The 25,101-nt window shown below is 72.4% G+C and carries 21 protein-coding genes; 9 read left to right on the forward strand and 12 right to left on the reverse strand.

All coding sequences use genetic code 11. From position 1 onward, the window contains the following. Positions 1 to 139: 139 nt before the first annotated feature. The 3 genes from AB0C99_RS16885 to AB0C99_RS16895 all read right to left on the reverse strand — a co-directional run bounded on the left by AB0C99_RS16885 (position 140) and on the right by AB0C99_RS16895 (position 5,229). Positions 140 to 1,114: an EamA family transporter gene (locus tag AB0C99_RS16885; protein WP_362475524.1), complete on the reverse strand. Its 975-nt coding sequence runs from the start codon at positions 1,112 to 1,114 to the stop codon at positions 140 to 142. Positions 1,115 to 1,224: 110 nt separating this feature from the next. After that, on the reverse strand, positions 1,225 to 2,808 hold the full coding sequence (locus AB0C99_RS16890; protein ID WP_362475526.1) for a PucR family transcriptional regulator: 1,584 nt from the start codon (positions 2,806 to 2,808) through the stop codon (positions 1,225 to 1,227). 105 nt (positions 2,809 to 2,913) lie between these two features. Next, on the reverse strand, positions 2,914 to 5,229 hold the full coding sequence (locus AB0C99_RS16895; RefSeq protein WP_362475527.1) for an ATP/GTP-binding protein: 2,316 nt from the start codon (positions 5,227 to 5,229) through the stop codon (positions 2,914 to 2,916). A gap of 457 nt (positions 5,230 to 5,686) precedes the next feature. On the opposite strand from AB0C99_RS16895, the gene gabT reads away from it, so the two are divergent. The 3 genes from gabT to AB0C99_RS16910 all read left to right on the forward strand — a co-directional run bounded on the left by gabT (position 5,687) and on the right by AB0C99_RS16910 (position 9,352). Then, positions 5,687 to 7,021 (forward strand): 4-aminobutyrate--2-oxoglutarate transaminase, encoded by a 1,335-nt coding sequence (gene gabT / locus AB0C99_RS16900; RefSeq protein WP_362475529.1) that lies wholly within the window; start codon positions 5,687 to 5,689, stop codon positions 7,019 to 7,021. Positions 7,022 to 7,118: 97 nt separating this feature from the next. After that, a complete protein-coding gene (locus AB0C99_RS16905; RefSeq protein WP_362475531.1) occupies positions 7,119 to 7,865 on the forward strand; it encodes a phosphatase PAP2 family protein in 747 nt (248 codons plus the stop codon). A 182-nt stretch (positions 7,866 to 8,047) separates the two neighbouring features. After that, entirely contained in the window at positions 8,048 to 9,352 is a 1,305-nt protein-coding gene (locus AB0C99_RS16910; RefSeq protein WP_362475712.1) for a S41 family peptidase, read from the forward strand. Here the strand turns inward: AB0C99_RS16910 and AB0C99_RS16915 are convergent. The 8 genes from AB0C99_RS16915 to AB0C99_RS16950 all read right to left on the reverse strand — a co-directional run bounded on the left by AB0C99_RS16915 (position 9,337) and on the right by AB0C99_RS16950 (position 19,059). Then, positions 9,337 to 11,142 carry a glycoside hydrolase family 18 protein gene (locus AB0C99_RS16915; RefSeq protein ID WP_362475533.1) on the reverse strand — a complete coding sequence of 602 codons (1,806 nt, stop codon included), beginning with the start codon at positions 11,140 to 11,142 and terminating at the stop codon, positions 9,337 to 9,339. The two genes, AB0C99_RS16910 and AB0C99_RS16915, sit on opposite strands and share 16 nt — an antisense overlap. Before the next feature lie 120 nt (positions 11,143 to 11,262). Then, a complete protein-coding gene (locus tag AB0C99_RS16920) occupies positions 11,263 to 11,742 on the reverse strand; it encodes a hypothetical protein (RefSeq protein ID WP_362475535.1) in 480 nt (159 codons plus the stop codon). Between the two features lie 132 nt (positions 11,743 to 11,874). Beyond that, entirely contained in the window at positions 11,875 to 13,302 is a 1,428-nt protein-coding gene (locus tag AB0C99_RS16925; RefSeq protein WP_362475536.1) for an FAD-dependent oxidoreductase, read from the reverse strand. Positions 13,303 to 13,338: 36 nt separating this feature from the next. Beyond that, entirely contained in the window at positions 13,339 to 14,133 is a 795-nt protein-coding gene (locus tag AB0C99_RS16930; protein ID WP_362475538.1) for an ABC transporter permease, read from the reverse strand. Then, positions 14,133 to 15,059: an ABC transporter permease gene (locus tag AB0C99_RS16935; protein WP_362475540.1), complete on the reverse strand. Its 927-nt coding sequence runs from the start codon at positions 15,057 to 15,059 to the stop codon at positions 14,133 to 14,135. Before AB0C99_RS16935 ends, AB0C99_RS16930 begins: the two co-directional genes overlap by 1 nt. Continuing rightward, positions 15,056 to 16,207, reverse strand: a complete 1,152-nt coding sequence (locus AB0C99_RS16940) for an ABC transporter ATP-binding protein (protein ID WP_362475541.1) — start codon at positions 16,205 to 16,207, stop codon at positions 15,056 to 15,058. Before AB0C99_RS16940 ends, AB0C99_RS16935 begins: the two co-directional genes overlap by 4 nt. Before the next feature lie 40 nt (positions 16,208 to 16,247). Beyond that, a complete protein-coding gene (locus AB0C99_RS16945) occupies positions 16,248 to 17,495 on the reverse strand; it encodes a spermidine/putrescine ABC transporter substrate-binding protein (protein ID WP_362475542.1) in 1,248 nt (415 codons plus the stop codon). 49 nt (positions 17,496 to 17,544) lie between these two features. Then, on the reverse strand, positions 17,545 to 19,059 hold the full coding sequence (locus AB0C99_RS16950) for a gamma-aminobutyraldehyde dehydrogenase (protein ID WP_362475543.1): 1,515 nt from the start codon (positions 19,057 to 19,059) through the stop codon (positions 17,545 to 17,547). A gap of 175 nt (positions 19,060 to 19,234) precedes the next feature. Here AB0C99_RS16950 and AB0C99_RS16955 point away from each other — a divergent pair, with 175 nt between their 5' ends. Then, a complete protein-coding gene (locus tag AB0C99_RS16955) occupies positions 19,235 to 19,777 on the forward strand; it encodes an NADAR family protein (protein ID WP_362475544.1) in 543 nt (180 codons plus the stop codon). A gap of 171 nt (positions 19,778 to 19,948) precedes the next feature. On the opposite strand, the gene AB0C99_RS16960 is transcribed toward AB0C99_RS16955, so the two are convergent. Further along, positions 19,949 to 20,521: a DUF4190 domain-containing protein gene (locus AB0C99_RS16960; protein WP_362475546.1), complete on the reverse strand. Its 573-nt coding sequence runs from the start codon at positions 20,519 to 20,521 to the stop codon at positions 19,949 to 19,951. 76 nt (positions 20,522 to 20,597) lie between these two features. Between AB0C99_RS16960 and AB0C99_RS16965 the strand changes: the two genes are divergently transcribed. The 5 genes from AB0C99_RS16965 to AB0C99_RS16985 are packed head-to-tail and all read left to right on the forward strand — an operon-like array spanning position 20,598 to position 25,022. Then, complete coding sequence (locus tag AB0C99_RS16965; protein WP_362475548.1) at positions 20,598 to 21,623, forward strand: adenosine deaminase; 1,026 nt, start codon at positions 20,598 to 20,600, stop codon at positions 21,621 to 21,623. A 38-nt stretch (positions 21,624 to 21,661) separates the two neighbouring features. Further along, positions 21,662 to 22,351: a glycerophosphodiester phosphodiesterase gene (locus AB0C99_RS16970; protein ID WP_362475550.1), complete on the forward strand. Its 690-nt coding sequence runs from the start codon at positions 21,662 to 21,664 to the stop codon at positions 22,349 to 22,351. Beyond that, a complete protein-coding gene (locus AB0C99_RS16975; protein ID WP_362475551.1) occupies positions 22,348 to 23,127 on the forward strand; it encodes an SAM-dependent methyltransferase in 780 nt (259 codons plus the stop codon). The genes AB0C99_RS16970 and AB0C99_RS16975 overlap by 4 nt, the downstream gene beginning before the upstream one ends. 30 nt (positions 23,128 to 23,157) lie before the next feature. Then, entirely contained in the window at positions 23,158 to 24,336 is a 1,179-nt protein-coding gene (locus AB0C99_RS16980; RefSeq protein WP_362475553.1) for a histidine kinase, read from the forward strand. Beyond that, positions 24,333 to 25,022 carry a response regulator transcription factor gene (locus tag AB0C99_RS16985; protein WP_362475555.1) on the forward strand — a complete coding sequence of 230 codons (690 nt, stop codon included), beginning with the start codon at positions 24,333 to 24,335 and terminating at the stop codon, positions 25,020 to 25,022. The genes AB0C99_RS16980 and AB0C99_RS16985 overlap by 4 nt, the downstream gene beginning before the upstream one ends. Positions 25,023 to 25,101 lie beyond the last annotated feature (79 nt).

Consider the following 25,101-nt stretch of genomic DNA (forward strand, 5'->3'; position numbering starts at 1 on the left):
CGCACCACCGACCCCGGCTGCGACCTCGCCGCCTGCGACGCCCTCGCGCCCGGAGCGAGCGAAGCGAAGCGGAGGTCGCAGTCCGGACACCCTGCCCCCGTTCCGACCCCGGCCCCCGCCGCACCACCGGGACCTACCCCTACCCCTTCCCGCGCCGCTCCGTGGAGACGATGAGACAGACCCCGCCCACGACGATCAGCCCGCCGAGCACGATCGGCCAGCTCAGGGCCTCGTCCAGGACGAGCGCGCCGAGCGCGACGGCGACGACGGGGTTCACGTAGGCGTAGGTGGCGACCAGCGAGAGCGGGGCGGCCTGGAGCAGCCAGGCGTACGCGGTGAAGGCGAGCAGCGAACCGAAGACGATCAGATACGCGAGGGCGCCCCAGGAGCGCCCGGAGACGGCGGACAGGTCCAGCCCGTGGTGCTCGCCCCGGACCAGCCCGACCCCGACCCCGGCGAGCCCGCCCGCGACCATCTCGTACGCGCTGGCGGTGAACGGGTTGCCGGGCAGCGGCAGCCGGGACGAGGAGAACGAGCCGACCGACCAGCAGAGCGTCGCGGCGACGACGAGGACGACCCCGCCGACCCGCACGTCGCCGCTCAGCCCCGGCAGGGTCAGCACGCCGAGCCCGACGAGGCCGAGGAGCACGCCCGCGAGCCCGCCCGCGGTCGGCCGGTCCCCGGCGAGCGCCTTGAGGATCACGACCCAGGCGGGGACGACGGCGATGAGCAGCGCGGCGAGCCCGGAGGGGATGGAGGTCTCGGCGAGCACGACGAGCCCGTTGCCGCCGAGGATCAGCAGCAGTCCGACACCGGCGGCGGAGCCGAGCTGCCGGGGCGTGACCTTGAGCGCGGCGGGCCCCTGGCGCCAGGCGATGATCCCGGCGAGCAGCAGCCCGGCGGTGACGAAGCGGGCGCCGGCCGAGAGGAACGGCGGCATGGTCTCGACGACGATCCGGATCCCGAGGTACGTGGACCCCCACACGACATAGACGATCCCGAGCGCGGCCCAGACGGCGACGGGTATCCGCCGCGCGGCGGGGGCGGGGGCGGCGCCGGAGGCGGCGGGAGAGGTGTGGAGCTCGGGTGCCGGATCGACGGCGGGGGTTGTCATGCGCAGGAGATTAAGCGGCGACCGACGGGAACACCACGAATCCTGCCCGGAACCGGGCAGGCCAGAGCGGGAATCGACCTCAGTCGGCCCTCGGCCTCAACCGGCCGCGACTACGCCCCCGCCCCGCTCCCCGCCCCGTCCCCCGTGGCCTTCAGCGCCAGCCACAGCTCCATCCGTACGTCCGGGTCGTCGAGGGAGCGCCCGAGGATCTCCTCCACGCGGCGCATCCGGTAGCGCAGGGTGTGCCGGTGGACGCCCAGGTCGGCGGCGGCGGCGTCCCACTGCCCGTGCCGGGAGAGCCAGGCGCGCAGGGAGGCGACGAGGTCGCCGCGCCCGGTCGCGTCATGCTCGTACAGCGCGCGCAGCAGCCCGTCGGCGAACGCGCGCACCGCGTCGTCGGCGAGCAGCGGCAGGACGGATCCGGCGGCCAGCTCCTCGTGCTCGACGAGCGCCCTGCCCCGGCGCCGGGCCACCGACAGGGCCTGTTCGGCCTGCTTGTAGGCCGCGGCGGCGGCGATGGGCCCGGTCGGGGCGGACAGCCCGACGACGATCCCGGCGTCCTCGGCCTCGCGCGAGGCGTACCCCTCGCAGGCGGTGACGACGGCGCCGCCGTCCCCGGCGAGGACGACCAGCCGCTCCTCGCCGTCGGGCACGGCCAGGACCGACTCGCCGGCCCGGGCCGCGGCGGCCTCCAGGGACTCGGCGAGCACGGCCAGCGGCGACTCGCCCGAGCCCGGGGAGGGCGGCTCGGCGGCGGTGGCGGGCTCGGCGATGAGCAGCCGGAACGGCGCGTCGAGCAGCCCGCCGTACAGGTCGCCGGCGACGGCGCGGGCGTGGTCGGGCTGCCCGGCGAGGAGCATCCGCAGCACCGCCGCGCCGAGCCGCTGTTCGGCGGCCTGGAGGGAGCGGGAGCGTTCGGTGGTGAGGGTGAGCAGGGCGATGGCCGAGTGCACGGCGTACCGCTCGGCCGTCCCCAGCGGGGCGCCGGTGCCGACGGCGAGGGCGCCGCGGACCCGCCGCCCGGTGCCGAGGGACTGGAGCTCGACGCGGTCGTCGGTGCCGCCGACGACGGCGCTGGCGGGCGCGGGGCGCTCGCGGAGGCGCTCGACGTCGGCGGTGAGCCGGGCGGCGCGGCGGGCGGCCCATTCGGGCGAGACGGCGACGACGCTGCCGGAGGTGTCGTAGAGCGCGGCCCAGCCGTCGACGTGCGCGGCGAGCCGGGCGACGACCGCGTCGGGGCCCTCGGCGAGCGCGGCCCGGGTCAGCTCGCGCTGGGCCTCGAAGCCGGCGGTGACGGCGCGGTACTGGTCGGCGGAGATGGCCGCGGACACGGCCTTGCTGATGGCGAGGAAGGGGGTGCGGCGGGGCACTTCGAGGAGCGGCAGGGACTCCTCGCGGGCGGCGTCGAGGAGGGCCTGCGGGATCGCCTCGTAGTTGACGCCGACGGCGAAGCCGAGCCCGACGACGCCCGCGCCGAGCAGCCGCCGGACGTAGCGGCGCATCGTCTCCGGGTCCTCGGCGTCGAGGGTGAGCGCGGTGGTGAGCAGCAGCTCGCCGCCCTCCATGTAGGGGACGGGGTCGGCGAGCTCGCTGACGTGCGCCCAGCGCACCGGGGTGTCGAGGCGGTCCTCACCGGCTCGGACGGTGAGTTTGAGCGCCGAGTGCTGGACGAGCGAGGCGAGGGTGGGCGGCATTGGCGACCGGTGGACCTTCGGGAGGAGGGGAGGCGCTGCCCGTCGGGCGGCGCGCCCCCGATTGTGCCAGCCCGCCGACGGGGGCGCCTTCGGCGCGGGCGGGGCTCAGCCGCGCAGGTCCACGAGGAGCGGGGGCGTCTGCTCGCCGTGTACGTGGGTGAGGGAGACGACGGCGTGGCCGGGCGGGACGGTGTGGGCGAGGTCGGAGGCGGACCAGCGCTCGCGCTCGACCTCGCGGACGGTGACGGCCTCGGTGGTGACGGCCTCGCCGGTGAGCTTCTTGCGGAGGGCGTGCAGGGCGCGGGTCATGGGCTGGTCGGCGAAGACGGTGTGGTGGGCGACTTCCTTGGTCTCCACGCGTTCGGTGCCCCAGGCTTCGGCGAAGAACCGGCCCTCCCAGGCGGAGAGTCCGGCGAAGGCCATCCGGCAGCCGACGGCGGCGAGCAGCGGCCCGTGCAGGGCGGCGGGCACGTCCGCCAGGGTGCGCAGGGCGAGTACGGCGCCCGCGTTCTGCGGGCGCAGCCGCTGGAGCGCCCGGACGGTGCCCGGGGTGAGCGCCCCGGCGGCGTCGTCGAGGACCAGGCAGGCGAAGGGGCCTCGCCCGGCGCGGTCGCGGGTGACGGACTGGAACTGGGCGAGCAGGAGCCGGTTGAGCAGGCGGGCGGCCTCTTCGTGGCTGCCCTCGGGCAGGGTGATCCGCACCCGCATGGGGTGCCGGGCCACGGCCCGCAGGGAGAAGGGCCGCGCCTCGCCGCCGCCCCCGAAGAACTCGGCGAAGACCGGCCGGTCGAGGGTGGAGAGCCGGTCGGCGAGGACCGGGCCGACGTCGGTCGCCGTGCCGGCCTGGCGCATCCGCGACTCCAGCTCGCGGCGCATGGCGGACGCGCCCTCGGCGGGCAGCAGGTCGAGGAGGGTGCGCAGGGTCTCGGGGCGGGCTTCGAGCAGTTCGCGGAGGACCGGCACGGTGGGGAAGCGCCCGTACACCGCCCGGTAGGGGCCGAGGAGCTGGGCGAGGGCGGTCGCGGCGCGGCGCGTCTCCACACCGTCCACATCGCCGACGAGCCCTTCGGCGAGGACGGCGGCGGCCTCGTCGGGGTCGGTGGTCCCGGCGTACAGGTCGAGGTCGTAGGGCGAGGAGGGGTCGCCGACGCGCACCACGACGTCGTAGGACTCGTCGGCGCCGAACGGGGCGCCCGCCGTGCCGACGGCGACGAGGGCGCAGCCGCCGGTGAGGGCCTGGAGGACGAGGGACTCGACGACGGGCCGGACGAGGGCGCGGCTCTTTCCGGCACCGGAGGGGCCGACGGCGAGGAGGGAGGTGGCGAGGAGTCCGGGATCGAGGGCGAGCCCGGCGCCCTGATAGGCGTGCGGGGTGCGCTCGGCGGTCTCGTACCGCCCGAGCATGACCTGTCCCGTCAGGAGGTCGTGCGGGGCCGAGCGGTGCGGCAGGTCGCGGGCGCCCGAGGGGTGCGCGGCGGTGGCGGCGCCCTGTTCCAGCAGGGTGCGGACGAGGGTGGCGCGGGCGACGGCGTCACGGGCGGTCTCGCCCCAGCCTCGGCGCACGCGGGCGCAGTCGACGTCGTTCATCCGCCCACCGGCCACCTCGGCGGCGAGCAGGTCGGCGGCGCGGTGCTCGCCCGCCTCCCGGAGCTGCGGCCACTGGGAGGGCGGGACGACGACGCCGACGGGTGCGGCGGGCGCGACGGCGGCGGAGCGGGCCCGCCGGGCACGGAGGAGCCCCGGCCAGTCGCCGAGCCGGGCGAAGGGCCACAGCACGACGAGCGTGATCGCCCCGTAGACGCTGTAGACGAGGAGCGGCGAGGTGAAGACCTCGAAGCCGCCGGTGACCAGCGCGATGAGCGAGAAGAGCGTGCTCGCGACGGGGACCGGCGTCCAGTCGAGACCGAATGCCTCGGGCCATACGAAGAGCAGCGCGCCGAACGCGAGAGCGGCGGCGAGCAGTGCGCGGCGGGCCGGCTGGAACCGCTCCATGTAGTGCAGGGCGATCCTGCGCCAGGAGCCGAGGAACCCGACGCCCGCGACGACGAGGGTGAAGAAGACGCCGTCGATGACGACGCGCGCCGCGTCGCCGTGCCAGTCGACGGGGCTCGTGGTGGCGGGCCAGAACCACCCTTCCGGCGTCACGCTCCACACGATCTCGGTCTTGTACGGGAAGAGGCCCGTGCGCCAGGCGGACCAGATGACGACGCCGATGGCGAGGGGCAGCAGCAGCCCGACGACGGTGATGGGCGCCAGGCGTTCGGGCGGCGGCGGGGCCGGGGTGTACCGCAACCGCCAGATCCCCGCCCCCGGCTTGGGCCGAGGCGCGTCCAGCCACTCCACCATGGGATGCCGGGCCGCCGGGGCGGCGGCGGGGCGCGGCGGTACGAGCGGCGGGGCGGCGGGGGCGGGAGGCGCCACGGGCGCGGACGGCGGAGGCACCGCGGGCGCGGCTGCCGGAGGCGCGGGGACGGACGACGGCGGCACCGCAGGCGCCGACGCCGGAGCCGCAGGTACGGACGGCGCCCCCGCCGGCCGCGGCACCCCCGGCACGGAGCCCGCCCCACCCCCCTCCCGCCCCGTCGTCCCCCCGGCGCGGTCCCGCGACTCGTACGCGCCCTCGGTCATGCCTTCGGTGTCCATGAACCCCTGCCCCCTGACCAGCCAGGTCGCCGCATCCGTGCAAGCGTCAATCTAGTGCTGATCCGCCCCCGCCGAGCCGTTTCGCCCGGCCGGGCGCGAGGTGTGCCGTCATGTCCATCGCGGATAACGACGCGCCCCGCAACACTCCCTATCGGCACATGCCTCCGGCCCGCCCCCGCACCTAGCCTGCGGAGGAAACCCCGCACGTGCGTCCAGAACACCCCAGGAGCCCCGCATGAACGCTGTCCCGCAGGAGCGGCGCGTCGTCACCGCCATCCCCGGCCCGAAGTCGCAGGAGCTTCAGGCCCGCCGTCTCGACGCGGTCGCCGGTGGCGTGGGCTCCACGCTTCCCGTGTTCACCAAGCGGGCCGGTGGCGGCATCATCGAGGACGTCGACGGCAACCGCCTGATCGACTTCGGCTCCGGCATCGCCGTGACCTCCGTGGGCGCCTCCGCCGAGGCCGTCGTGCGCCGCGCCGCCGCGCAGCTCGCCGACTTCACCCACACCTGCTTCATGGTGACGCCGTACGAGGGGTACGTCGAGGTCTGCGAGGCGCTGTCCGAGCTGACCCCGGGCGACCACGCCAAGAAGTCCGCGCTGTTCAACTCCGGCGCCGAGGCCGTCGAGAACGCGGTGAAGATCGCCCGCTCGTACACCAAGCGCCAGGCCGTCGTCGTCTTCGACCACGGCTACCACGGGCGTACGAACCTGACGATGGCGCTCACCGCCAAGAACATGCCGTACAAGCAGGGCTTCGGCCCGTTCGCGCCCGAGGTCTACCGCGTGCCGGTCGCCTACGGCTACCGCTGGCCCACCGGCCCGGAGAACTGCGGCCCCGAGGCCGCCGCCCAGGCCATCGACCAGATCACCAAGCAGATCGGCGCCGACAACGTCGCCGCGATCATCATCGAGCCGGTCCTCGGCGAGGGCGGCTTCATCGAGCCGGCCAAGGGCTTCCTGCCGGCGATCGTGAAGTTCGCCAACGACAACGGCATCGTCTTCGTCGCCGACGAGATCCAGTCCGGCTTCTGCCGCACCGGCCAGTGGTTCGCCTGTGAGGACGAGGGCATCGTCCCCGACCTCATCACCACCGCCAAGGGCATCGCGGGCGGCCTGCCGCTCGCCGCCGTCACCGGCCGCGCCGAGATCATGGACTCCGTCCACGGCGGCGGCCTCGGCGGCACCTACGGCGGCAACCCGGTCGCGTGCGCCGGTGCCCTCGGCGCCATCGAGACCATGAAGGAGCTCGACCTCAACGCCGCGGCGAAGAAGATCGAGTCGGTCATGAAGGCCCGCCTGACGGCCATGCAGGAGAAGTTCCCGGCCATCGGCGACATCCGCGGCCGCGGCGCGATGATCGCGATCGAGCTGGTCAAGGACCAGGCGACCAAGGAGCCGAACCCGGAGGCCGCCGCCGCGCTCGCCAAGTTCTGCCACAACGAGGGCGTCCTCGTCCTGACCTGTGGCACCTACGGCAACGTGCTGCGCTTCCTGCCGCCGCTGGTGATCGGCGAGGACCTCCTGAACGAGGGCCTGGACGTCATCGAGAGCGCGTTCGCCCAGATCTGAGGCTTCCGGCACCCGGTGTGAAGAAGCTGTGGGGGGCCGATGGCGGGATGGAGATCCGGCTGTCGGTCCCCCTTTTCGTGGCGTACGGTTTCCGCAGATGAGAGAAACACCCCGGGCGGAGCCTCCCCAGCCCCGCCCACACCGTGCCCTCGCGCACACCGCTGGAGCCCTGGGCTCCGGAACTCCTCACCGATCGGATGGCCGCCCGCCCCACACCCCCCGGGGCGCGCGGCAGCCCGGTCCGGGCGGCCGCCCCGGAACAACCCCCCCTGTTCCGGGGCGGCCGGCTGTCTTCTGGGCCCTGGTCGTGCTCACCCTGACCACCTGGCAGGTCCTCGTCCACGGCCCCCTCGCCCGCCTCGACGAACGCCTCTCCCGCGCCCTGGTCGGCACCGTCCCGCGCGGGCTGAGCGAAGCCGCCTCCGACCTCGGCAACCTGACCGTCGCACTGCCGGTGCTCGCCCTCGCCCTGGCGTACGCCGTGTGGCGGGGCCGCCGCGCCCAGGCCCTCTGCGCGGGGCTCGCGATGGCCGCCGTCCCGCTCCTGGTGGTCCCCCTGAAGGCGTGGACGGCCCGCCCCGGCCCGCTCGAACCCTGGGCCCAGGGCTACTACCCCTCGGGCCACACGGCCACCGCGCTCATCGCCTACACCAGCGCCGCCCTGCTGGTCTCCCGCCGCCTCCTCCCCCTCGCCGCCCTGCTCACGGCCGTGACGGCGGCCGGACTGGTGCTGCGCGGCTTCCACTGGCCCCTGGACGTGCTGGCCTCCCTGGCCCTGTGCGTGCCCGTGCTGCGCTGGCCGGTGTACGCGGCGCGCCTCGGCCGGAGCCGACCCGCCCCGTAGGCCGCGCGGCGGACCACGGGGGCTGTCCCCCGCCTCGTACCACCGGTTCGCCGGATGGTCCCGGCCGCCCGCCACGCCCATGATCGTTCCCAGTGGCCGTACGAGCGGTCCACACGGGTACGGGGAAGGACGGACGGGTGTTCCACAGAGGATCGAAGGTCGCGGTCGTCGCGCTGGCGCTGGTGCTCGCGGGCGGGGCCGTGGCGCCCGGCGCGGCGGCGCGGGAGCGGGGCGGCAAGACCGCCGAGGACGGCGTCTGGCGGGTGACGGGGTACGGGACGGTGCTGTCGGCGGCCGACGGCGTGCTGCGCGAGTACCAGACCTCGGCCGCCGGGTGCGTGCCGGGCTTCACGGCCCGGCGGACGACGGCGCCCGGGGCCTACCGCACGGACGACGGCACCGTGTTCACGCTGCGCCCCAACGGGCGGCTGGCGGTCGCCGGGTCGGCCGGCACGCGGGAGCTGCGGCGGCTGCCGGGGCTCCCGGAGGCGTGCCGGCACCCGCTGCCGGCGGATCCGCTGACGGCCTTCGACGTGTTCTGGCAGTCGTTCGAGGAGAACTACCCGTTCTTCGCCGCCAAGGGGATCGACTGGCACGCGGTACGGGACGCGTACCGGCCCCGGGTGCACGCGGGGACGAGCCGGGACGAGCTGTTCGGGATCTTCTCCGACATGGTGCGGCCGCTGAACGACGCCCATGTGGCCGTGTTCGAGGGCGACCGCTACTTCGCCGGGGTGCGGCCCGGCACGACCGTCCCCGGTCCGGAGCTCGACGCAAGGGCCAAGGCCCACATCGTGCGCCGGGACCTGGGCGGGCGGCCGCTCACGGAGTTCGCGAACGGGCGGATCGGCTACGCGGACCTGCCGGACGGCATGGGCTATCTGCGGATCTCGGGCTTCGCCGGCTACGACCGGCGGGACCCCTCGTACGCCGCGCAGCTCGCGGAGCTGGACCGGGCGCTGGACGCGGTCCTCACGCCGGAGCGGGCGGCCTCGCTGCGGGGGCTGGTGATCGACGTGCGGATCAACGGCGGTGGCTCGGACGCGCTGGGCCTGCGGGTGGCCGGGCGGCTCACGGACCGCCCGTACACGGCCTACCGCAAGCGGACCCGGTACACCGCCCCGGAGCCGGTGGGGGTGGTCCCGCAGCGGGGCGCGGCCCGGTACACGGGTCCGGTGGCGGTGCTCACCGCCGGGACGACGTTCAGCGCGGGCGAGACGTTCACCCAGGCGCTGATCGACCGGCCCGGCGGCGCGGTGCGGGTCGGGCAGCCCACCCAGGGGGTCTTCTCGGACACCCTGACGCGCGGGCTCCCCGACGGGATGGAGGTGTGGCTGCCGAACGAGGAGTTCCTGACCCGTTCGGGCCGGACCTTCGACGGGACCGGGATCCCGCCGCACGTGTGGACCCCGGTCTTCACGGAGGAGGAGTTCGCGGCGGGCCGCGACTCGGCGTTCGACGCGGCGGTGCGTCAGCTCCAGTTGTAGGCGTCGAAGTTCCGGCTGAACTCCCACTGGTTGTACCGGTCCCAGTTGATGGACCAGGTCATCAGGCCGCGCAGGCCGGGCCAGGTGCCGTGGGTCTGGTACGAACCGCAGTTCTGCTTCTTGGTGAGGCAGTCCAGGGCCTTGTTCACCTCGGCCGGCGTGGTGTGCCCGTTGCCGGCCTGGGTGGAGGCGGGCAGGCCGATGGCGACCTGGTCGGGGCGGAGGGCCGGGAAGACGCGGTCGGTGTTGCCGGCGACGGGGAAGCCGGTGAGGAGCATGTCGGTCATGGCGATGTGGAAGTCGGCGCCGCCCATGGAGTGGTACTGGTTGTCGAGGCCCATGATCGAGCCCGAGTTGTAGTCCTGGACGTGCAGCAGGGTGAGGTCGTCGCGCAGGGCGTGGATGACCGGGAGGTAGGCGCCGGCGCGCGGGTCCTGGCCGCCCCAGGGGCCGGAGCCGTAGTACTGGTAGCCGAGCTGGACGAAGAAGGTCTCCGGGGCCATGGTGAGGACGAACTTGGCGCCGTACTTGGCCTTGAGGGTCTTGACCGCGGAGATCAGGTTGACGATGACCGGGCTGGTCGGGTTGCGGAAGTCGGTGTCGCCGGTCTGGAGCGAGAGGGAGTGGCCCTCGAAGTCGATGTCGAGGCCGTCGAGCCCGTACTCGTCGATGATCTTCGAGACGGAGGAGACGAAGGTGTCGCGGGCGGCCGTGGTGGAGAGCTGGACCTGGCCGTTCTGGCCGCCGATGGAGATCAGGACCTTCTTGCCGGCGGCCTGCTTGGCCTTGATGGCGGTCTTGAAGTCGGCGACGGACTCGACACCCGGGCACTCGGTCGCGGGGCAGAGGCTGAAGCGGATGTCGCCGGAGGTGACGGAGGTCGGCTCGCCGAAGGCGAGGTTGATGACGTCCCAGGAGTCGGGGACGTCGGCCATCCGCGTGTAGCCGGAGCCGTTGGCGAAGCTGGCGTGGAGGTAGCCGACGAGGGCGTGGGCGGGGAGCTGGCCGCCGGGGTTGCCGCCGCCCCCGCTGGTGGTGGTGCCGGTGACGGCGGTGGACCGGGCCGACTCGCCGGCGCTGTTCACGGCGGTGACCTGGAAGCTGTACGAGGTGGCGGCGGCGAGGCCGGTCGCGGTGTACGAGGTGCCGGCGGCGGTCGCGAGGGCGACGCCGTCCTTGTAGACCTTGTACGAGGTGGCGCCGGAGACGGCGGGCCAGCTCAGGGTGACCGAGGAGGCGGTGGCGCCGCCCGCGGTGAGGCCGGTCGGGGTGGCGGGGAGCTGGACCGGGTCGCCGCCGGGGCCGAGCAGGGACAGGTCGTCGGCGACGTAGGCGCCGGTGCCGTACCAGCCGTGGGTGTAGAGGGTGACGGAGGTCGTCGAGGCGCCGGTGGTGAAGCTGGTGGCGAGCCGCTGCCAGTCGGGGGCGGACTGGGTCCAGGCGGAGACGTCGGTGGTCCCGGTGCCGGAGGCGCCGAGGTAGACGTAGCTGCCGCGGACCCAGCCGCTGAGCTGGTAGGTGGAGTTCGGCTTGACGGTGACGGTCTGGGAGCACTTGGCGTTGTCGCTGCCGGCGGGCGTGGCCTGGAGGGCCTTCGTGCCGCCGTGCACGGGGGTGGAGACGACGGCCCCGCTGCCGGCCGTGCAGCTCCACCCGTCCAGACCGGCCTCGAAGCCGCCGTTGCGGGCGAGTTCGGTGTCGGCCGCGTGGGCCAGGGGGGTGAGCGTCACGAGGCCGCCGGCGGCGAGGGCGCCCGCCAGGAGCAGGGTCAGGGGTCTGGTGCGGTCCACAACTGCCTCCGGGAGTGGGGGGAATCGAGGTGGAGCGCGCCACAGCATGGTCCAGACCAATTGAGTGGTCAAGACCTCTGTCCGGTATGACGCGGTGTCAGACGAGGCCGCCCCGCCGCCTCACCCTCCCCCCGACTCCCTCTCCCCCCTTGCCAGTTGGCCCGCGGCCTCGTGCATCGCGAGCTCCAGCAGCGCCGCGTCCGTGAGCGTGCCCGAGGCGTCCGGCGGCACCAGCCAGCGCACCCCGCCGGTCACCCGGCCCGGGTACGGGACGACGATCCAGGTGCCGCTGCCCGCCCCGCGCACCCCGGTGCCGAGCCAGCGGGCGGCGGTGCCCGGCGGCACGAAGAAGCCCATCCGGGCGTCGCCGAAGTCGGCGAGCACCGGGCCCGGCCGGTCCACCAGGCGGGTCAGCACGTCGAGCGTCGGATAGCCGAGCTCGGCCGGCAGGATCAGCACGTCCCAGCGCCTGCCCGCGGGCAGCAGCGCGATCCCGTGCGGATTGCGCTCCCACTCCCACCGGCAGGCGTCGGGATCCGGCGCCGCCGAGGCCAGCCACTCCACCGCGGTCCTGGCCTCCGCGGCCCCCGAACCAGTCATCGCGACGATCCCCTCTCTCCGTACGGGCACCGCGGTCGCGGTGTCGTACGGAGAGAGCGCGCCCCGGCCCTCCTCTTACGCGGGTTTCCTACCCGCGAGTTGTGATCTGGATCACACGACAAGGGGGACGGGTCAGCTGTCGAAGCCCAGCCCCAGCTTGTCCATGGTCTTCAGCCACAGGTTCCGCCGGCCGCCGTTCTCGTCGGCGCGGGCCAGCGACCACTTGGTCAGCCCGATGCCCGCCCAGGCGATGGGCTCCGGCGGGAACGGCAGCGGCTTGGATCGCACCATCTCCAGGCGCGTGCGCTCGGTCGGCTCCCCCGCCAGCAGGTCCAGCATCACGTCCGCGCCGAAGCGGGTGGCGCCGACGCCGAGGCCGGTGTAGCCCTGCGCGTACGCCACCTTGCCCTGGTGCGAGGTGCCGAAGAAGGCCGAGAAGCGCGAGCAGGTGTCGATCGCGCCGCCCCAGGCGTGGCTGAAGCGGAGCCCCTCCAGCTGCGGGAAGCAGGTGAAGAAGTGCTGGGCCAGCTTCAGATAGGTCTCCGGGCGGTGGTCCATCTCGGCGGTCACCTTGCCGCCGAACTGGTAGATGGCGTCGTAGCCGCCCCACAGGATCCGGTTGTCCGCGGTGATGCGGAAGTAGTGGAACTGGTTGGCGCTGTCGCCCAGGCCCTGCCGGTTCTTCCAGCCGATGGAGGCGAGCTGCTCGGCGGAGAGCGGCTCGGTCATCAGCGCGTAGTCGTAGACCGGGACGGTGTAGTGCCGCAGCCGCTTGACCAGCGAGGGGAAGACGTTGGTGCCGAGCGCGACCTTGCGGGCCGCGATCCGGCCGTACGGGGTGCGCACGGCCATGCCGCCGCTCGCGCCGCCCGCCGAGGCCAGGTCGAGCGCCGGGGTGTTCTCGAAGATCCGCACACCCAGGTCGAGACACGCCTGCTTGAGGCCCCAGGCCAGCTTGGCCGGGTGCAGCATGGCGACCCCGCGGCGGTCCCACAGCCCGCCCTTGAAGGTCGGCGAGGCGACCTCGGCCCGGATGGCCTCGCCGTCGAGGAGCTCCAGCCCGTCGGCGAGACCGAGCCGCGCCGCCTCCTCGTACAGCTCGTGCAACTCGTCGACCTGGTACGACTCGGTGGCCACGTCGATCTCGCCGGTGCGCTCGAAGTCGCAGTCCAGCGAGTAGCGGCCGACGGCCTCCTCGATGGCGTCGAGGTTCCGCTCGCCCATCCGCTCCAGGGTGGCGAGCTCGCCCGGCCAGCGGGCGAGCCCGTTGCCCAGGCCGTGCGTGAGGGAGGCGGCGCAGAAGCCACCGTTGCGGCCCGAGGCGGCCCAGCCCACCTCGCGGCCTTCGATGAGCACGACGTCCCGGGAGGGGTCGCGCTCCTTGGCGATCAGCGCGGTCCACAGACCGCTGTAGCCGCCGCCCACGACCAGCAGGTCGCAGCGCTCGCTGCCGGTGAGTGCGGGCAGCGCCCCGGGCTTGCCGGGATCTTCCAGCCAGAAGGGGACGGGCTGGGCGTCGGAGAGAGATTGTGCAGCGAGACGCATGGCGACTGGGGCCATGGTTTCCAACTCCTTCGGTGCCTGACCGGCTGTCGGTCAGGCTGTTGCTGTTTTCTTGCGCCGGTTGGTGACGATCTGACCGGCCACTACCACCAGCACCGCGATGACGAACATCGCCGTACCGATGACGTTGATCTGGACGGGCGTACCGCGCTGCGCCGAGCCCCACACGAACATGGGGAAGGTCACGGTCGAGCCCGCGTTGAAGTTGGTGATGATGAAGTCGTCGAACGACAGGGCGAAGGCCAGCAGCGCGCCGGCCGCGATGCCGGGCGCCGCGATCGGCAGCGTCACCCGCAGGAAGGTCTGCACCGGCCCCGCGTACAGGTCGCGGGCGGCCTCCTCCAGGCGCGGGTCCATGGACATCACACGCGCCTTGACCGCCGTCACGACGAACGACAGGCAGAACATGATGTGGGCGATCAGGACCGTCCAGAAGCCCAGCTCGGCGCCCATGTTCAGGAACAGGGTGAGCAGCGAGGCGGCCATGACGACCTCGGGCATCGCCATCGGCAGGAAGATCAGCGAGTTGATCGCGCCGCGCGCCCGGAAGCGGTAGCGGACCAGCGCGAAGGCGATCATCGTGCCGAGGACGACCGCGCCGACCGTGGCCCAGGCGGCGAGCTGGAGCGAGAGGGACAGCGAGCCGCACATGTCGGCGACGCCGCAGGGGTCCTTCCAGGCGTCCAGGGAGAACTGCTGCCACGCGTAGTTGAAGCGCCCGTTCGGCTTGTTGAACGAGAACACCATCACGACGACGTTCGGCAGGATCATGTACGCGAGCGTCAGCACGCCCGCGATGACGACAAGGTTCCGTCGGATCCAACGCATCAGACCAGGTCCTCCGTTCCCGCCTTGCGGATGTAGACGGTGACCATGAGCAGCACGATCGCCATGAGGATGAAGGACAGCGCGGCGGCCGTCGGGTAGTCGAGCACGCGCAGGAACTGCGACTGGATGACGTTGCCGACCATCTTGGTGTCGGTCGAGCCGAGCAGTTCGGCGTTGACGTAGTCGCCGCTCGCCGGGATGAAGGTGAGCAGCGTGCCGGAGACGACACCCGGCATGGACAGCGGGAACGTCACCTTGCGGAAGGTGGTGGCCGGGGAGGCGTAGAGGTCCTGCGCCGCCTCGTGCAGCCGCCCGTCGATCCGCTCCAGCGAGGTGTAGAGCGGCAGGATCATGAAGGGCAGGAAGTTGTACGTGAGGCCGCACACGACCGCCATCGGGGTGGCGAGCACGCGGCTGCCCTCGGTCCAGCCGAGCCAGCTGGTCACGTCGAGGACGTGCAGCGCGTTCAGCACGTCGACCACGAGGCTGTCGTCGGCGAGGATCGTCTTCCAGGCCAGCGTACGGATGAGGAAGCTGGTGAAGAACGGGGCGATGACCAGCACCAGCAGCACGTTGCGCCAGCGCCCGGCCTTGAAGGCGATCAGGTACGCCAGCGGGTAGCCGAGCAGCAGGCACAGCAGGGTCGCGGTGCCGGCGTACAGCAGCGAGCGGACGAACTGCGGCCAGTACTCCTGGAAGGCGTCCCAGTAGGTCTGGAAGTGCCAGGTGACCTGGAAACCCTGCTCCAGGGAGCCGGTCTGCACCGAGGTCGACGCCTGGTAGACCATCGGCAGCGCGAAGAAGACGAGCAGCCAGACGATGCCGGGCAGCAGCAGCCAGTACGGGACGAGCCGCTTGCGGGTGGCGGGCTTGCGGAGCACGGGTTCCGCCGCCGTCTCCTCCTTGACGAGGGTGGGGGCGCTCACGCGGCGTCCTCCACCGTCTCCACACCGGCGTCGATGTCCTGAGCGGCGTCCAGGCCGAAGGTGTGGGCGGGGTTCCAGTGCAGGACGACCTCGGCCCCGGGGGCCAGGCGGGCGTCGCGCTCGATGTTCTGCTCGTAGACCTGGAGCCCGGCGCCGGCCGGCGAGTTCACCACGAACTGGGTGGAGACGCCGATGAAGGAGGAGTCGACGATCCGCCCGGTGACCCGGTTGCGGCCGTCGGCGATGGCACCCGCGTCGTCCGCGTGGGCGATCGAGATCTTCTCCGGCCGCACGCCGACGAGGACCTTGCCGCCGCTGCGGACCGTGTCCGTACAGCGCTCGCGGGGCACCCGGAGCTTGCCGCCGCCGGCCGTGGCCAGGACATCCGAGCCGCCCGTCTCGACGACCTCGGCCTCGATCAGGTTGGAGGTGCCGAGGAAGTTGGCGACGAAGGTGGTGTTCGGGTTCTCGTACAGGTCGGCGGGGGCGCCGAGCTGCTCGACCCGGCCGCCGTTCATGACCGCGACCTGGTCGGCCATGGTCATGGCCTCCTCCTGGTCGTGGGTGACGTGCACGAAGGTGATGCCGACCTCGGTCTGGATGCGCTTCAGCTCCAGCTGCATCTGGCGGCGCAGCTTGAGGTCGAGCGCGCCCAGCGGCTCGTCGAGCAGCAGGACCTGCGGGTGGTTGATGAGCGCGCGGGCCACGGCGACGCGCTGCTGCTGGCCGCCGGAGAGCTGGTGCGGCTTCTTGTGCGCGTGCTCGCCGAGCTGCACCAGCTCGATCATCTCGTCCACCTGCGGCTTCACGGTCTTGATGCCGCGCCGGCGCAGGCCGAAGGCGATGTTCTCGGAGATGGTCATGTGCGGGAAGAGCGCGTAGGACTGGAAGACCGTGTTCACCGGGCGCTTGTACGGCGGGAGGTCGGTGACGTCCCGGTCGCCGAGGAAGACGGTGCCCGTGGTGGGGTCCTCCAGGCCGGCGATCATGCGCAGCGTGGTGGTCTTGCCACAGCCCGAGGCGCCGAGGAGGGCGAAGAACGAGCCCTGGGGGATCGTCAGGTCGAGCGGGCGGACGGCATGGAAGGAGCCGTAGGACTTGCTGATGCCGGAGAGACGGACGTCGCCGCCAGTGTTCTTGTCAGTCATGGGTTGCGGTCCCGGAGGGTCGTAAGGAAAGGGGCGGCGGTCAGGCACCGATGAGCTTGGCGAACTTCTCCTCGTACGCCGTCTCCTCCGCGCTGCTGAGCGAGCGGAAGGCGTGCGACTTCCGGGCCATCGCCTTGTCGGGGACGATCAGCGTGTTGTTCGCCAGCTCGGGGTCGATCTTGGCGAGCTCGTCCTTCACCCCGTCGACCGGGCAGACGTAGTTGATGTACGCGGCGAGCTGCGCGGCCACCGGAAGCTCGTAGTAGTAGTCGATGAGCTTCTCGGCGTTGGTCTTGTGCCGGGCCTGGGCGGGGACCAGCAGGTTGTCACTGGAGGTGATGTAGCCGGCCGCGGGGATGGCGAACTTGATGTCCGGGTTGTCGGCCTGGAGCTGGATGACGTCACCGGCCCAGGCGAGGCAGGCGGCCAGGTCGCCCTTGGACAGGTCGGACGTGTAGTCGTTGCCGGTGAAGCGCCGGATCTGCTTCTTGTCGACGCCCTTCTGGATCCGCCCGACGGCCGCGTCGTAGTCGGCGTCGGTGAAGGAGCCGGGGTCCTTGCCGAGGTCGAGCAGGGTCATGCCGATCGTGTCGCGCATCTCCGTCAGGAAGCCGACCCGCCCCTTCAGCGAGGGGTCGTCGAGCAGCTGGCTGACGGAGTCGACCTTCTTGCCGCCGGTCGCCTTGGAGTTGTAGGCGATGACGGTGGAGATGCCGGTCCAGGGGTACGAGTAGGCCCGCCCCGGGTCCCAGTCGGGCCGCCGGAACTGCGCGGACAGGTTGGCGTAGGCGTTCGGCAGGTTGGCGGCGTCCAGCTTCTGCGCCCAGCCGAGCCGGATCATCCGGGCGGCGAGCCAGTCGGTCACACAGATCAGGTCCCGCCCGGTGTCCTGCCCGGCGGCGAGCTGCGGCTTGATCTTCCCGAAGAACTCGACGTTGTCGTTGATGTCCTCGGTGTACTTGACCTTGATCCCGGTGCGCTTGGCGAACGCCTCCAGGGTGGGCCGGGACTTCTCGTCCTCGCTGACGTCCATGTACTCGGTCCAGTTGGAGAAGTTCAGGCTCTTCTCCTTGGCCGAGAAGTCCGTGGCCGCGGGCCCCTGCCCCTCCCGCTTGGCCGGCGGGATGCCGCAGGCGCTCAGGCCGGCGAGCCCGCCGACCGTGAGCGCTCCGACGCCACCCGCCCGCAGCACCGAACGGCGGGTGAGCGCGCCCCGGCCGCTGGTCAGACTGCGCCGCATCGCCGCGATCTGCGCCGCGGACAGGGGGTCGGGCTGGTACTGCTCCATGCGCTGTGCCCTTTCGGGATGGGTTCGCCGCTGGTCGGACGGCTGACTGCTATCGGTCCCCGAAGATCGTGCGGTGCCAGTCCTTCGCGGCGACCGCCGTGTTGTCGAACATCACGTGCTTGACCTGCGTGTACTCCTCGAAGGAGTACGCCGACATGTCCTTTCCGTACCCGGACGCCTTGGTGCCGCCGTGGGGCATCTCGCTGATGATCGGGATGTGGTCGTTGACCCACACGCAGCCGGCCTTGATCTCGCGGGTGGCCCGGTTGGCCCGGTACACGTCACGGCTCCAGGCGGAGGCGGCGAGCCCGTAGGGGGTGTCGTTGGCGAGCCGGATGCCCTCGTCGTCGCTGTCGAACGGCAGGGCCACCAGGACCGGCCCGAAGATCTCCGACTGCACGACCTCGCTGTCCTGCGCCGCGCCGGTGATCAGGGTGGGCCGATAGTACGCCCCGTCCTTCAGCGCCCCACCAGGGGCTTCGCCGCCGGTGACGACGGTGGCGTAGGCGCGGGCCCGCTCGACGAACCCGGCGACCCGGTCCCGCTGCACATGACTGATCAGCGGCCCGAGATCAGTCGACGAGTCGAACGGATCCCCGAGCCGCACACTCTCCATGAGCTCGGCGACCCGCGCCACGAAGGCGTCGAAGAGGGGCCGCTGCACATAGGCGCGGGTGGCGGCGGTGCAGTCCTGCCCGCTGTTGATGAGCGAGGCGGCGACGGCGCCGTGGGCGGCGGCCTCCAGGTCGGCGTCGTCGAAGACGACGAAGGGGGCCTTGCCGCCGAGCTCCAGGTGGAGCCGCTTGACGGTGGCGGTGGCGACCTCGGCGACCCGCTTGCCCACGGGCGTGGACCCGGTGAACGAGGTCATCACGACATCCGGATGCCCCACCAGGTGCTCGCCGACGACCCGCCCGGCCCCGTTGACGACGTTGATGACCCCGTCGGGGATCCCGGCCTCGGTGGCGGCCTGGGCGAACATCAGGGAGGTCAGCGGCGTGAGCTCGGCCGGCTTGAGAACAATCGTGTTACCCGCGGCGACCGCCGGGAGGATCTTCCAGGCGGCCATCTGAAGCGGATAGTTCCAGGGCGCGATGGACCCGACGACCCCGATCGGCTCACGCCTCACATAGGACGTGTGATCACCGTCGTACTCGGCGGCGGACTGCCCCTGGAGATGACGGGCGGCACCGGCGAAGAAGGCGGTGTTGTCGATCGTGCCGGGCACGTCGAACTCGGTGGTCAGCTTGATGGGCTTGCCGCACTGGAGCGACTCGACCACCGCGAACTCCTCGGCCCGCGCGGCGAGGACACCGGCGAACCGGTGCAGCGCCTCGGAGCGCTCCCCCGGGGTGGTGGCGGCCCAGCCCGGGAAGGCGGCCTTGGCGGCGGCGACGGCGAGATCGACGTCCTCCACCGAGGCCAACTGATAAGTGAAGACACTCTCCCCCGTGGCGGGGTCGATGACGCTGTGCTCCTGCCCTGAGGTTCCGGGGCGGAGCCGCCCCCCGATGTACTGCGCGCCGTCCGCGAAACGGTCCGACACCTGGAAGCGGTTGCCCATGACGCTCTCCGTAGTTCCAGCTCGAATTGAGTGCCGATCCTGACAGAGACATACGGGTGCAACAAGTGATTCCGTTGTTGCCTTTTGGTTACGCGACGGAATCGGTCGACCATGTGTCGAGAACAACAGGAAATTGCCGTACGGAGTGTCAGTGGCGGGTGAAAGGGTGACATGCATGAAGGATCTGGAGCACCTGATTGACCAGGTCAGACGGGGTGAGCGCGTCAAGTGGCTGCACTTCTGGGGCCACCGCCCACACCCCACCGGACAACTCTCGGCAAGCTGCCTGAGCCAATGGTGGCCGTCGCCTTTCGTGATCGACGAAATACACTACGCGACGGCCGAGCACTGGATGATGGCGGAGAAGGCCCGCCTGTTCGGCGACACGGCAGCCGAACAGGCAATCCTCTCGGCCCCCACTCCCGCACAGGCGAAGAACGCGGGCCGCCTGGTCCGGAACTTCGAGGAGCGCACCTGGGAGGAGAACCGCCTGGAGATCGTGACGACCGGCAGCGTGCACAAGTTCACGTCAACGGACGCCCTCCGCACCTACCTCCTGGGCACAGGCACCCGAGTCCTGGTGGAGGCGAGCCCGATGGACCGCGTATGGGGCATCGGCATGACGGCGGACGACCCCAGGGCACAGGACCCGGCCCGCTGGCGCGGCAAGAACCTCCTGGGCTTCGCGCTGATGGCAGCCAGGGAGCGCCTGCGGTAACAGAAGCGGGGGACGGGCAGGGGGCCGCGTTCCAGACGTAAAGCGTGATTTGCGGCGCGGAACAAGGGCCCGCGCTCTGCCCGCACCCGTCCCGCGCCGTAAATCATGCAGTCAGGAACGCGGCCCCCTGCCCGTCCCCCGCGCACCCACCCCAAGCCTCACCTCAAGGCACTACCGCCCAAGGACGAGCGAGGTGGCAAACGGATCGTCAGCCCCCTCCATGGACCCGGGATCCATGGTGATGGCCCAGATGATGAACCCGAGAAAAACGGCACTCACGAGAACACCCACCCCCCCGAGCACGATCCCGGCGATGGCCATCCCCCGGTTGTTGGCCTCGCCCCGGTTCACCTTCTTCAGCCCGATGATGCCGAAGATCAGCGCCAGGACACCCAGCACGACGCCGAGCCCGTAGAAGCAGAAGCCGACGACGGCGACGATGCCGAGCACCATCGCGGTGGTGCCCATCCCGTTGGCGGGCGCCTGCTGCCACCCCGGCTGCCCGTACGCCGGGTAGGGCGAGGAGGGCGGATAGCCGTACGAGGGCGGCGCGGCCGGCGCCGGATACCCGTAGGCGCCACCGGGCGCCACCGGCGGCGGCGCGACCTCGCCGGCACCGGCGCCGGGCATCGAGATCACGGTGTTCTGGTCATGGACCGGAGGCGTCGCGGCCTTGCCGAGCTGTACGCCGTCCGGGCCGGGCGGAGCCCACGGGTCCACCGGCTGATCGCTGTTTTCGGACATAGGGCCTCCCCCATCGTGGTCGATCCATGCTACGACCTCCCTCTTCCGGCGGACCGCCTCGGCCTACGATGACCCGATGACCGACCTGCTTCCCTTCATCGCCGGCCTCCCCAAGGCCGAGCTCCACGTCCACCACGTCGGCTCCGCGTCGCCCCGCATCGTCGCCGAGCTCGCCGCCCGTCACCCGGACTCGAAGGTCCCCACGGACCCGGAGGCGCTGAGCGACTACTTCGTCTTCACGGACTTCGCGCACTTCATCGACGTGTACCTGTCGGTGGTGGACCTGGTCCGCACCCCGGAGGACGTGCGCCTGCTGACGTACGAGGTCGCCCGCGACATGGCCCGGCAGAACATCCGCTACGCCGAGCTGACGATCACCCCGTACAGCTCGACCAGCCGCGGCATCGACGAGCACGCGTTCATGGCGGCGATCGAGGACGCCCGCAAGGCCGCCGAGACCGAGCTCGGCGTGATCCTCCGCTGGTGCTTCGACATCCCCGGCGAGGCGGGCCTGGAGGCGGCGGAGGAGACCGCGCGCCTGGCGGTGGAGCTGCGCCCGGAGGGCCTGGTCTCCTTCGGCCTCGGCGGCCCGGAGATCGGCGTGCCGCGCCCGCAGTTCAAGCCGTACTTCGACCGCGCCCGCGAGGCCGGCCTGCGCTCGGTCCCGCACGCGGGCGAGACGACGGGCCCGCAGACGATCTGGGACGCCCTGAACGACCTGGGCGCCGAGCGCATCGGCCACGGCACGAGCGCGGTGCAGGACCCGGAGCTCCTGAAGCACCTGGCCGAGCACCGGATCGCGCTGGAGGTCTGCCCGACCTCGAACATCGCCACCCGGGCCGTGGAGCGCCTGGAGGACCACCCGGTGAAGCGGATGGTGGAGGCGGGCGTGCTGGTGACGATCAACAGCGACGACCCGCCGATGTTCGGCACGGACCTGAACAACGAGTACGCGGTCGCGGCCCGGCTCCTCGGACTGGACGAGCGCGGCGTCGCGGCCCTCGCGAAGAACGCGGTGGAGGCGTCGTTCCTGGACGAGGCCGGCAAGGCGCGGATCACCGAGGAGATCGACGCGTACACGGAGCAGTGGCTGGCGCGCTGACCGGGGCACGGGGCGCGGGCCCGAGCAGAATGGACGGCATGAACCCCGTCACTGTCGTAGGCCACCGCGGCGACCCGTACCGCGTCCGCGAGAACACCGTCCCCTCGATCGTCTCGGCGATCGAGCGGGGCGCGGACGCGGTGGAGATCGACGTCCGGCTCACCCGGGACGACGTCCCCGTCCTCCTCCACGACGACACCCTGAAGCGTCTGTGGGGCGTCGACCAGCCGCTGGCGTCGCTGACGGCGACGGACGTGGAGGAGCTCACGGAGGGCGGCGTCCCGACCCTGCGGGAGGCCCTGATCGCGGCCGGCCCGCACCGCCTGATGCTGGACCTGCCGGGCGGGAACGAGCGCTCGGTGCGCAGGATCGTGGGCACGGTCCGCGAGTCGGGCGCGGGCGAGCGGGTGTACTACTGCGCGGGCGCGGTCGCGATGCTCCACGTGCGGGCGGCGGACCCGGCGGCGGAGATCGCGCTGACGTGGAACACGCTGGTCCCGCCCCGGCGGACGCTGCTGGACGCGGTGCGCCCGCGCTGGCTCAACTACCGCTTCGGCCTGGCGGACCGGGAGCTGGTGGAGCGGGTGCACGGGGACGGCCTGCTGGTGTCGGCCTGGACGCCGGACACCGCGAGGTCGATGCGTAAGCTGATCCGCGCCGGGGTGGACTCGATCACGACCAACCGGATCGACACCCTCGCGGGCGTGCTGCGAAAGGGCCGTGAATGAACGACAGGATCCGCACCGACATCGCCCACAACGCGCGGGTGTGGAACTACTGGCTGGGCGGCAAGGACAACTACCCGGTGGACCGCGAGGTCGGCGACCGGGTGACGTCCTTCCATCCGGGCATCGGTGAAGTGGCGCGCGCGGACCGGGCGTTCCTGGGCCGGGCGGTCACGTATCTGGCGGCGGAGGCGGGGATCCGCCAGTTCCTGGACATCGGGACGGGGCTGCCGACGGCGGACAACACGCACGAGGTGGCGCAGCGGGTGGCGCCGGACGCCCGGGTGGTCTACGTCGACAACGATCCGATCGTGCTGACGCACGCGCGGGCGCTGCTGACGAGCGCGCCGGAGGGCGTGACGGAGTACGTGGACGCGGACGCGCACGACCCGGAGGAGATCCTGGCGGCGGCGGGCCGGACGCTGGACTTCGGGCGCCCGGTGGCGGTGCTGATGCTGGGGATCCTGAACTTCGTGCTGGACACGGCGGAGGCGGGGCGGATCGTGCGCACGGTGATGGGGGCGCTGCCGCCCGGGAGCCATCTGGTGCTGACGCATCCGACGTACGACGCGGAGCTGGGCGGCGAGGCGAACGTGGCGGCGATGGAGTTCTGGAACGCGCACGCGACGCCGCCGATCACCGCGCGGAGCCGGGCGGAGTTCGCGTCGTTCCTGGAGGGCCTGGAGCTGCTGGAGCCGGGCATCGTGTCGTGCGCGAGGTGGCGGGCGCCCCAGGCGCCGGAGGTGGCGCAGTACGGGGCGGTGGCCCGCAAGAACTAAAAGAGAAAGAGCACGGGGGAACCAAAGAAAATGAACATAAGGACCAACGGCGACCGCCTGAGAACCTGGGCCGCGGCGAACCCGTGGGCGGTGGACATCGCCCTGGCGCTGCTGGTGCAGGCGGCGATGACGATGCCGTTCGTCGTGCCGCGCGGTCCGGAGCTGGAGCCGGCGACGTGGCCGGCGTACGGGCTGACGACGCTGACGGTGGTGCCGCTGGTGTGGCGCCGCCGGGCACCGGTGGCGGTGCTGCTCGCGGTCCTGGCGACGAGCGCGCTGTACAAGCTGGCGCTGGAGGGCCCGGGGCAGCCGCTGCCGTACACGGGCCTGGTGTCGGTGTACACGGTGGCGGTCCTGTCGGCGCCGTGGAAGCGGCTGGTGACGGGGGTGCTGCTGTTCGTGGCGGTGCCGGTGTCGGTGTGGCTGAACACGCAGTCGGCGCGCGAACTGACCTTCTCCCTCTTCGTGTTCGGCGCGGCGTACGCGTTCGGGCGGCTGACGGACGCCCGGCAGCGGGCGAACCGGGTGGAGGCGGAGCAGGCGGCGGCGCGTGAACGGGCCAGGATCGCGCGGGAGATGCACGACATCCTGTCGCACGCGGTGAGCCTGATGGTGGTGCAGGCGGAGGCGGGCCCGCTGGCGGTGCGCCGGGCGCCGGAGCGGGCGGAGGCCGCGTTCGAGGCGATCTCGGAGACGGGCCGGGACGCGATGCGGCAACTGCGCGGGATGTTGGGCGTGCTGCGGGAGGGCGACGGTGACGGCGGCCCGGCGCCGAGGGACCCGCAGCCCGGCCTGGACCGGCTGCCGGAGCTGGTCGCGCGGGTGCGGGGCGGGGGCCTGGACGTGCGGTACGCGACGGACGGCACGGTGCGCCCGCTGCCGGCGGCGACGGGGGCGACGGTGTTCCGGATCGTGCAGGAGGCGCTGACGAACGTGGTGAAGCACGCGGGGGCGTCGACGGTGTCGGTGTGCCTGGGGTACGGGAGGGACGAGGTGGAGGTCCGGGTGACGGACGACGGCCGGGGGCCGCGCCCCGGGGGTTCGGGCGGGCACGGCCTGGTCGGCGTGCGCGAGCGGGCGGCGGCGCACGGGGGCACGGCGTCGGCGGGCCCGGGCCCGGACGGGCGCGGTTTCGAACTGCGGGCGGTGCTCCCGCTGGAAGTACGAGAAGTACGAGAAGCACGAGTGGCACGAGGGGTACGGGGATGACGCTGCGGGTGGTGGTCGCGGACGACCAGGAGCTGGTGCGGAGCGGTTTCGCGCTGATCCTGGACGTGCAGGAGGACATCGAGGTGGTCGCGGAGGTCGGCGACGGGGCCGCGGCGGTGGAGGCGGTGCGGCGGCTGCGGCCGGACGTGGCGCTGCTGGACATCCGGATGCCGGTGATGGACGGGATCGAGGCGTGCCGGCTGATCAGCGCGGAGTCGGCGTGCCGGACGGTGATCCTGACGACCTTCGACGCGGACGAGTACGTGTACGAGGCGCTGCACGCGGGCGCGAGCGGCTTTCTGCTGAAGGACGTGCGCCGGGACGATCTGGTGCACGCGGTGCGGGTGGTGGCGGCGGGCGAGGCGCTGCTGGCGCCGTCGGTGGCGCGGCGGCTGGTGGAGCAGTACACAGCGGGGCCAGGACGCCGCCCGGACGCGTCGGCGGACGCGCGCCTGGAGGTGCTGACGGGCCGGGAGCGGGAGACGCTGCTGCTGCTCGCGCGGGGCCTGTCGAACGCGGAGATCGCGGCGGAGCTGGTGGTGAGCGACCACACGGTGAAGACGCATGTGGGGAACGTGCTGGCGAAGCTGGGGCTGCGGGACCGGGTGCAGGCGGTGATCTGCGCGTACGAGACGGGCCTGGTGGCGGCGGGCCTCCCCCGCGAGGGGGAGCCGCGGCGGGCCTGACTCCCCCGCACCGGCGAGAAAGCCGGAGCGGCGGAACCCCCACCACGGGCGATCCGCGAATCGCCGCTGGTCAGCAGGA

The sequence above is a fragment of the Streptomyces sp. NPDC048659 genome (assembly GCF_040650575.1).
Lineage (GTDB): Bacteria > Actinomycetota > Actinomycetes > Streptomycetales > Streptomycetaceae > Streptomyces.

What these genes read in the sequence shown, in the direction of transcription:
- AB0C99_RS16885 (WP_362475524.1), bottom strand. Translation starts at nt 1,114, where the DNA reads ATGACAACCCCCGCCGTCGATCCGGCACCCGAGCTCCACACCTCTCCC.
- AB0C99_RS16890 (WP_362475526.1), bottom strand. Translation starts at nt 2,808, where the DNA reads ATGCCGCCCACCCTCGCCTCGCTCGTCCAGCACTCGGCGCTCAAACTC.
- gabT (WP_362475529.1), top strand. Translation starts at nt 5,687, where the DNA reads ATGAACGCTGTCCCGCAGGAGCGGCGCGTCGTCACCGCCATCCCCGGC.
- AB0C99_RS16905 (WP_362475531.1), top strand. Translation starts at nt 7,119, where the DNA reads ATGAGAGAAACACCCCGGGCGGAGCCTCCCCAGCCCCGCCCACACCGT.
- AB0C99_RS16920 (WP_362475535.1), bottom strand. Translation starts at nt 11,742, where the DNA reads ATGACTGGTTCGGGGGCCGCGGAGGCCAGGACCGCGGTGGAGTGGCTG.
- AB0C99_RS16925 (WP_362475536.1), bottom strand. Translation starts at nt 13,302, where the DNA reads ATGGCCCCAGTCGCCATGCGTCTCGCTGCACAATCTCTCTCCGACGCC.
- AB0C99_RS16930 (WP_362475538.1), bottom strand. Translation starts at nt 14,133, where the DNA reads ATGCGTTGGATCCGACGGAACCTTGTCGTCATCGCGGGCGTGCTGACG.
- AB0C99_RS16940 (WP_362475541.1), bottom strand. Translation starts at nt 16,207, where the DNA reads ATGACTGACAAGAACACTGGCGGCGACGTCCGTCTCTCCGGCATCAGC.
- AB0C99_RS16945 (WP_362475542.1), bottom strand. Translation starts at nt 17,495, where the DNA reads ATGGAGCAGTACCAGCCCGACCCCCTGTCCGCGGCGCAGATCGCGGCG.
- AB0C99_RS16950 (WP_362475543.1), bottom strand. Translation starts at nt 19,059, where the DNA reads ATGGGCAACCGCTTCCAGGTGTCGGACCGTTTCGCGGACGGCGCGCAG.
- AB0C99_RS16955 (WP_362475544.1), top strand. Translation starts at nt 19,235, where the DNA reads ATGAAGGATCTGGAGCACCTGATTGACCAGGTCAGACGGGGTGAGCGC.
- AB0C99_RS16960 (WP_362475546.1), bottom strand. Translation starts at nt 20,521, where the DNA reads ATGTCCGAAAACAGCGATCAGCCGGTGGACCCGTGGGCTCCGCCCGGC.
- AB0C99_RS16965 (WP_362475548.1), top strand. Translation starts at nt 20,598, where the DNA reads ATGACCGACCTGCTTCCCTTCATCGCCGGCCTCCCCAAGGCCGAGCTC.
- AB0C99_RS16970 (WP_362475550.1), top strand. Translation starts at nt 21,662, where the DNA reads ATGAACCCCGTCACTGTCGTAGGCCACCGCGGCGACCCGTACCGCGTC.
- AB0C99_RS16975 (WP_362475551.1), top strand. Translation starts at nt 22,348, where the DNA reads ATGAACGACAGGATCCGCACCGACATCGCCCACAACGCGCGGGTGTGG.
- AB0C99_RS16980 (WP_362475553.1), top strand. Translation starts at nt 23,158, where the DNA reads ATGAACATAAGGACCAACGGCGACCGCCTGAGAACCTGGGCCGCGGCG.
- AB0C99_RS16985 (WP_362475555.1), top strand. Translation starts at nt 24,333, where the DNA reads ATGACGCTGCGGGTGGTGGTCGCGGACGACCAGGAGCTGGTGCGGAGC.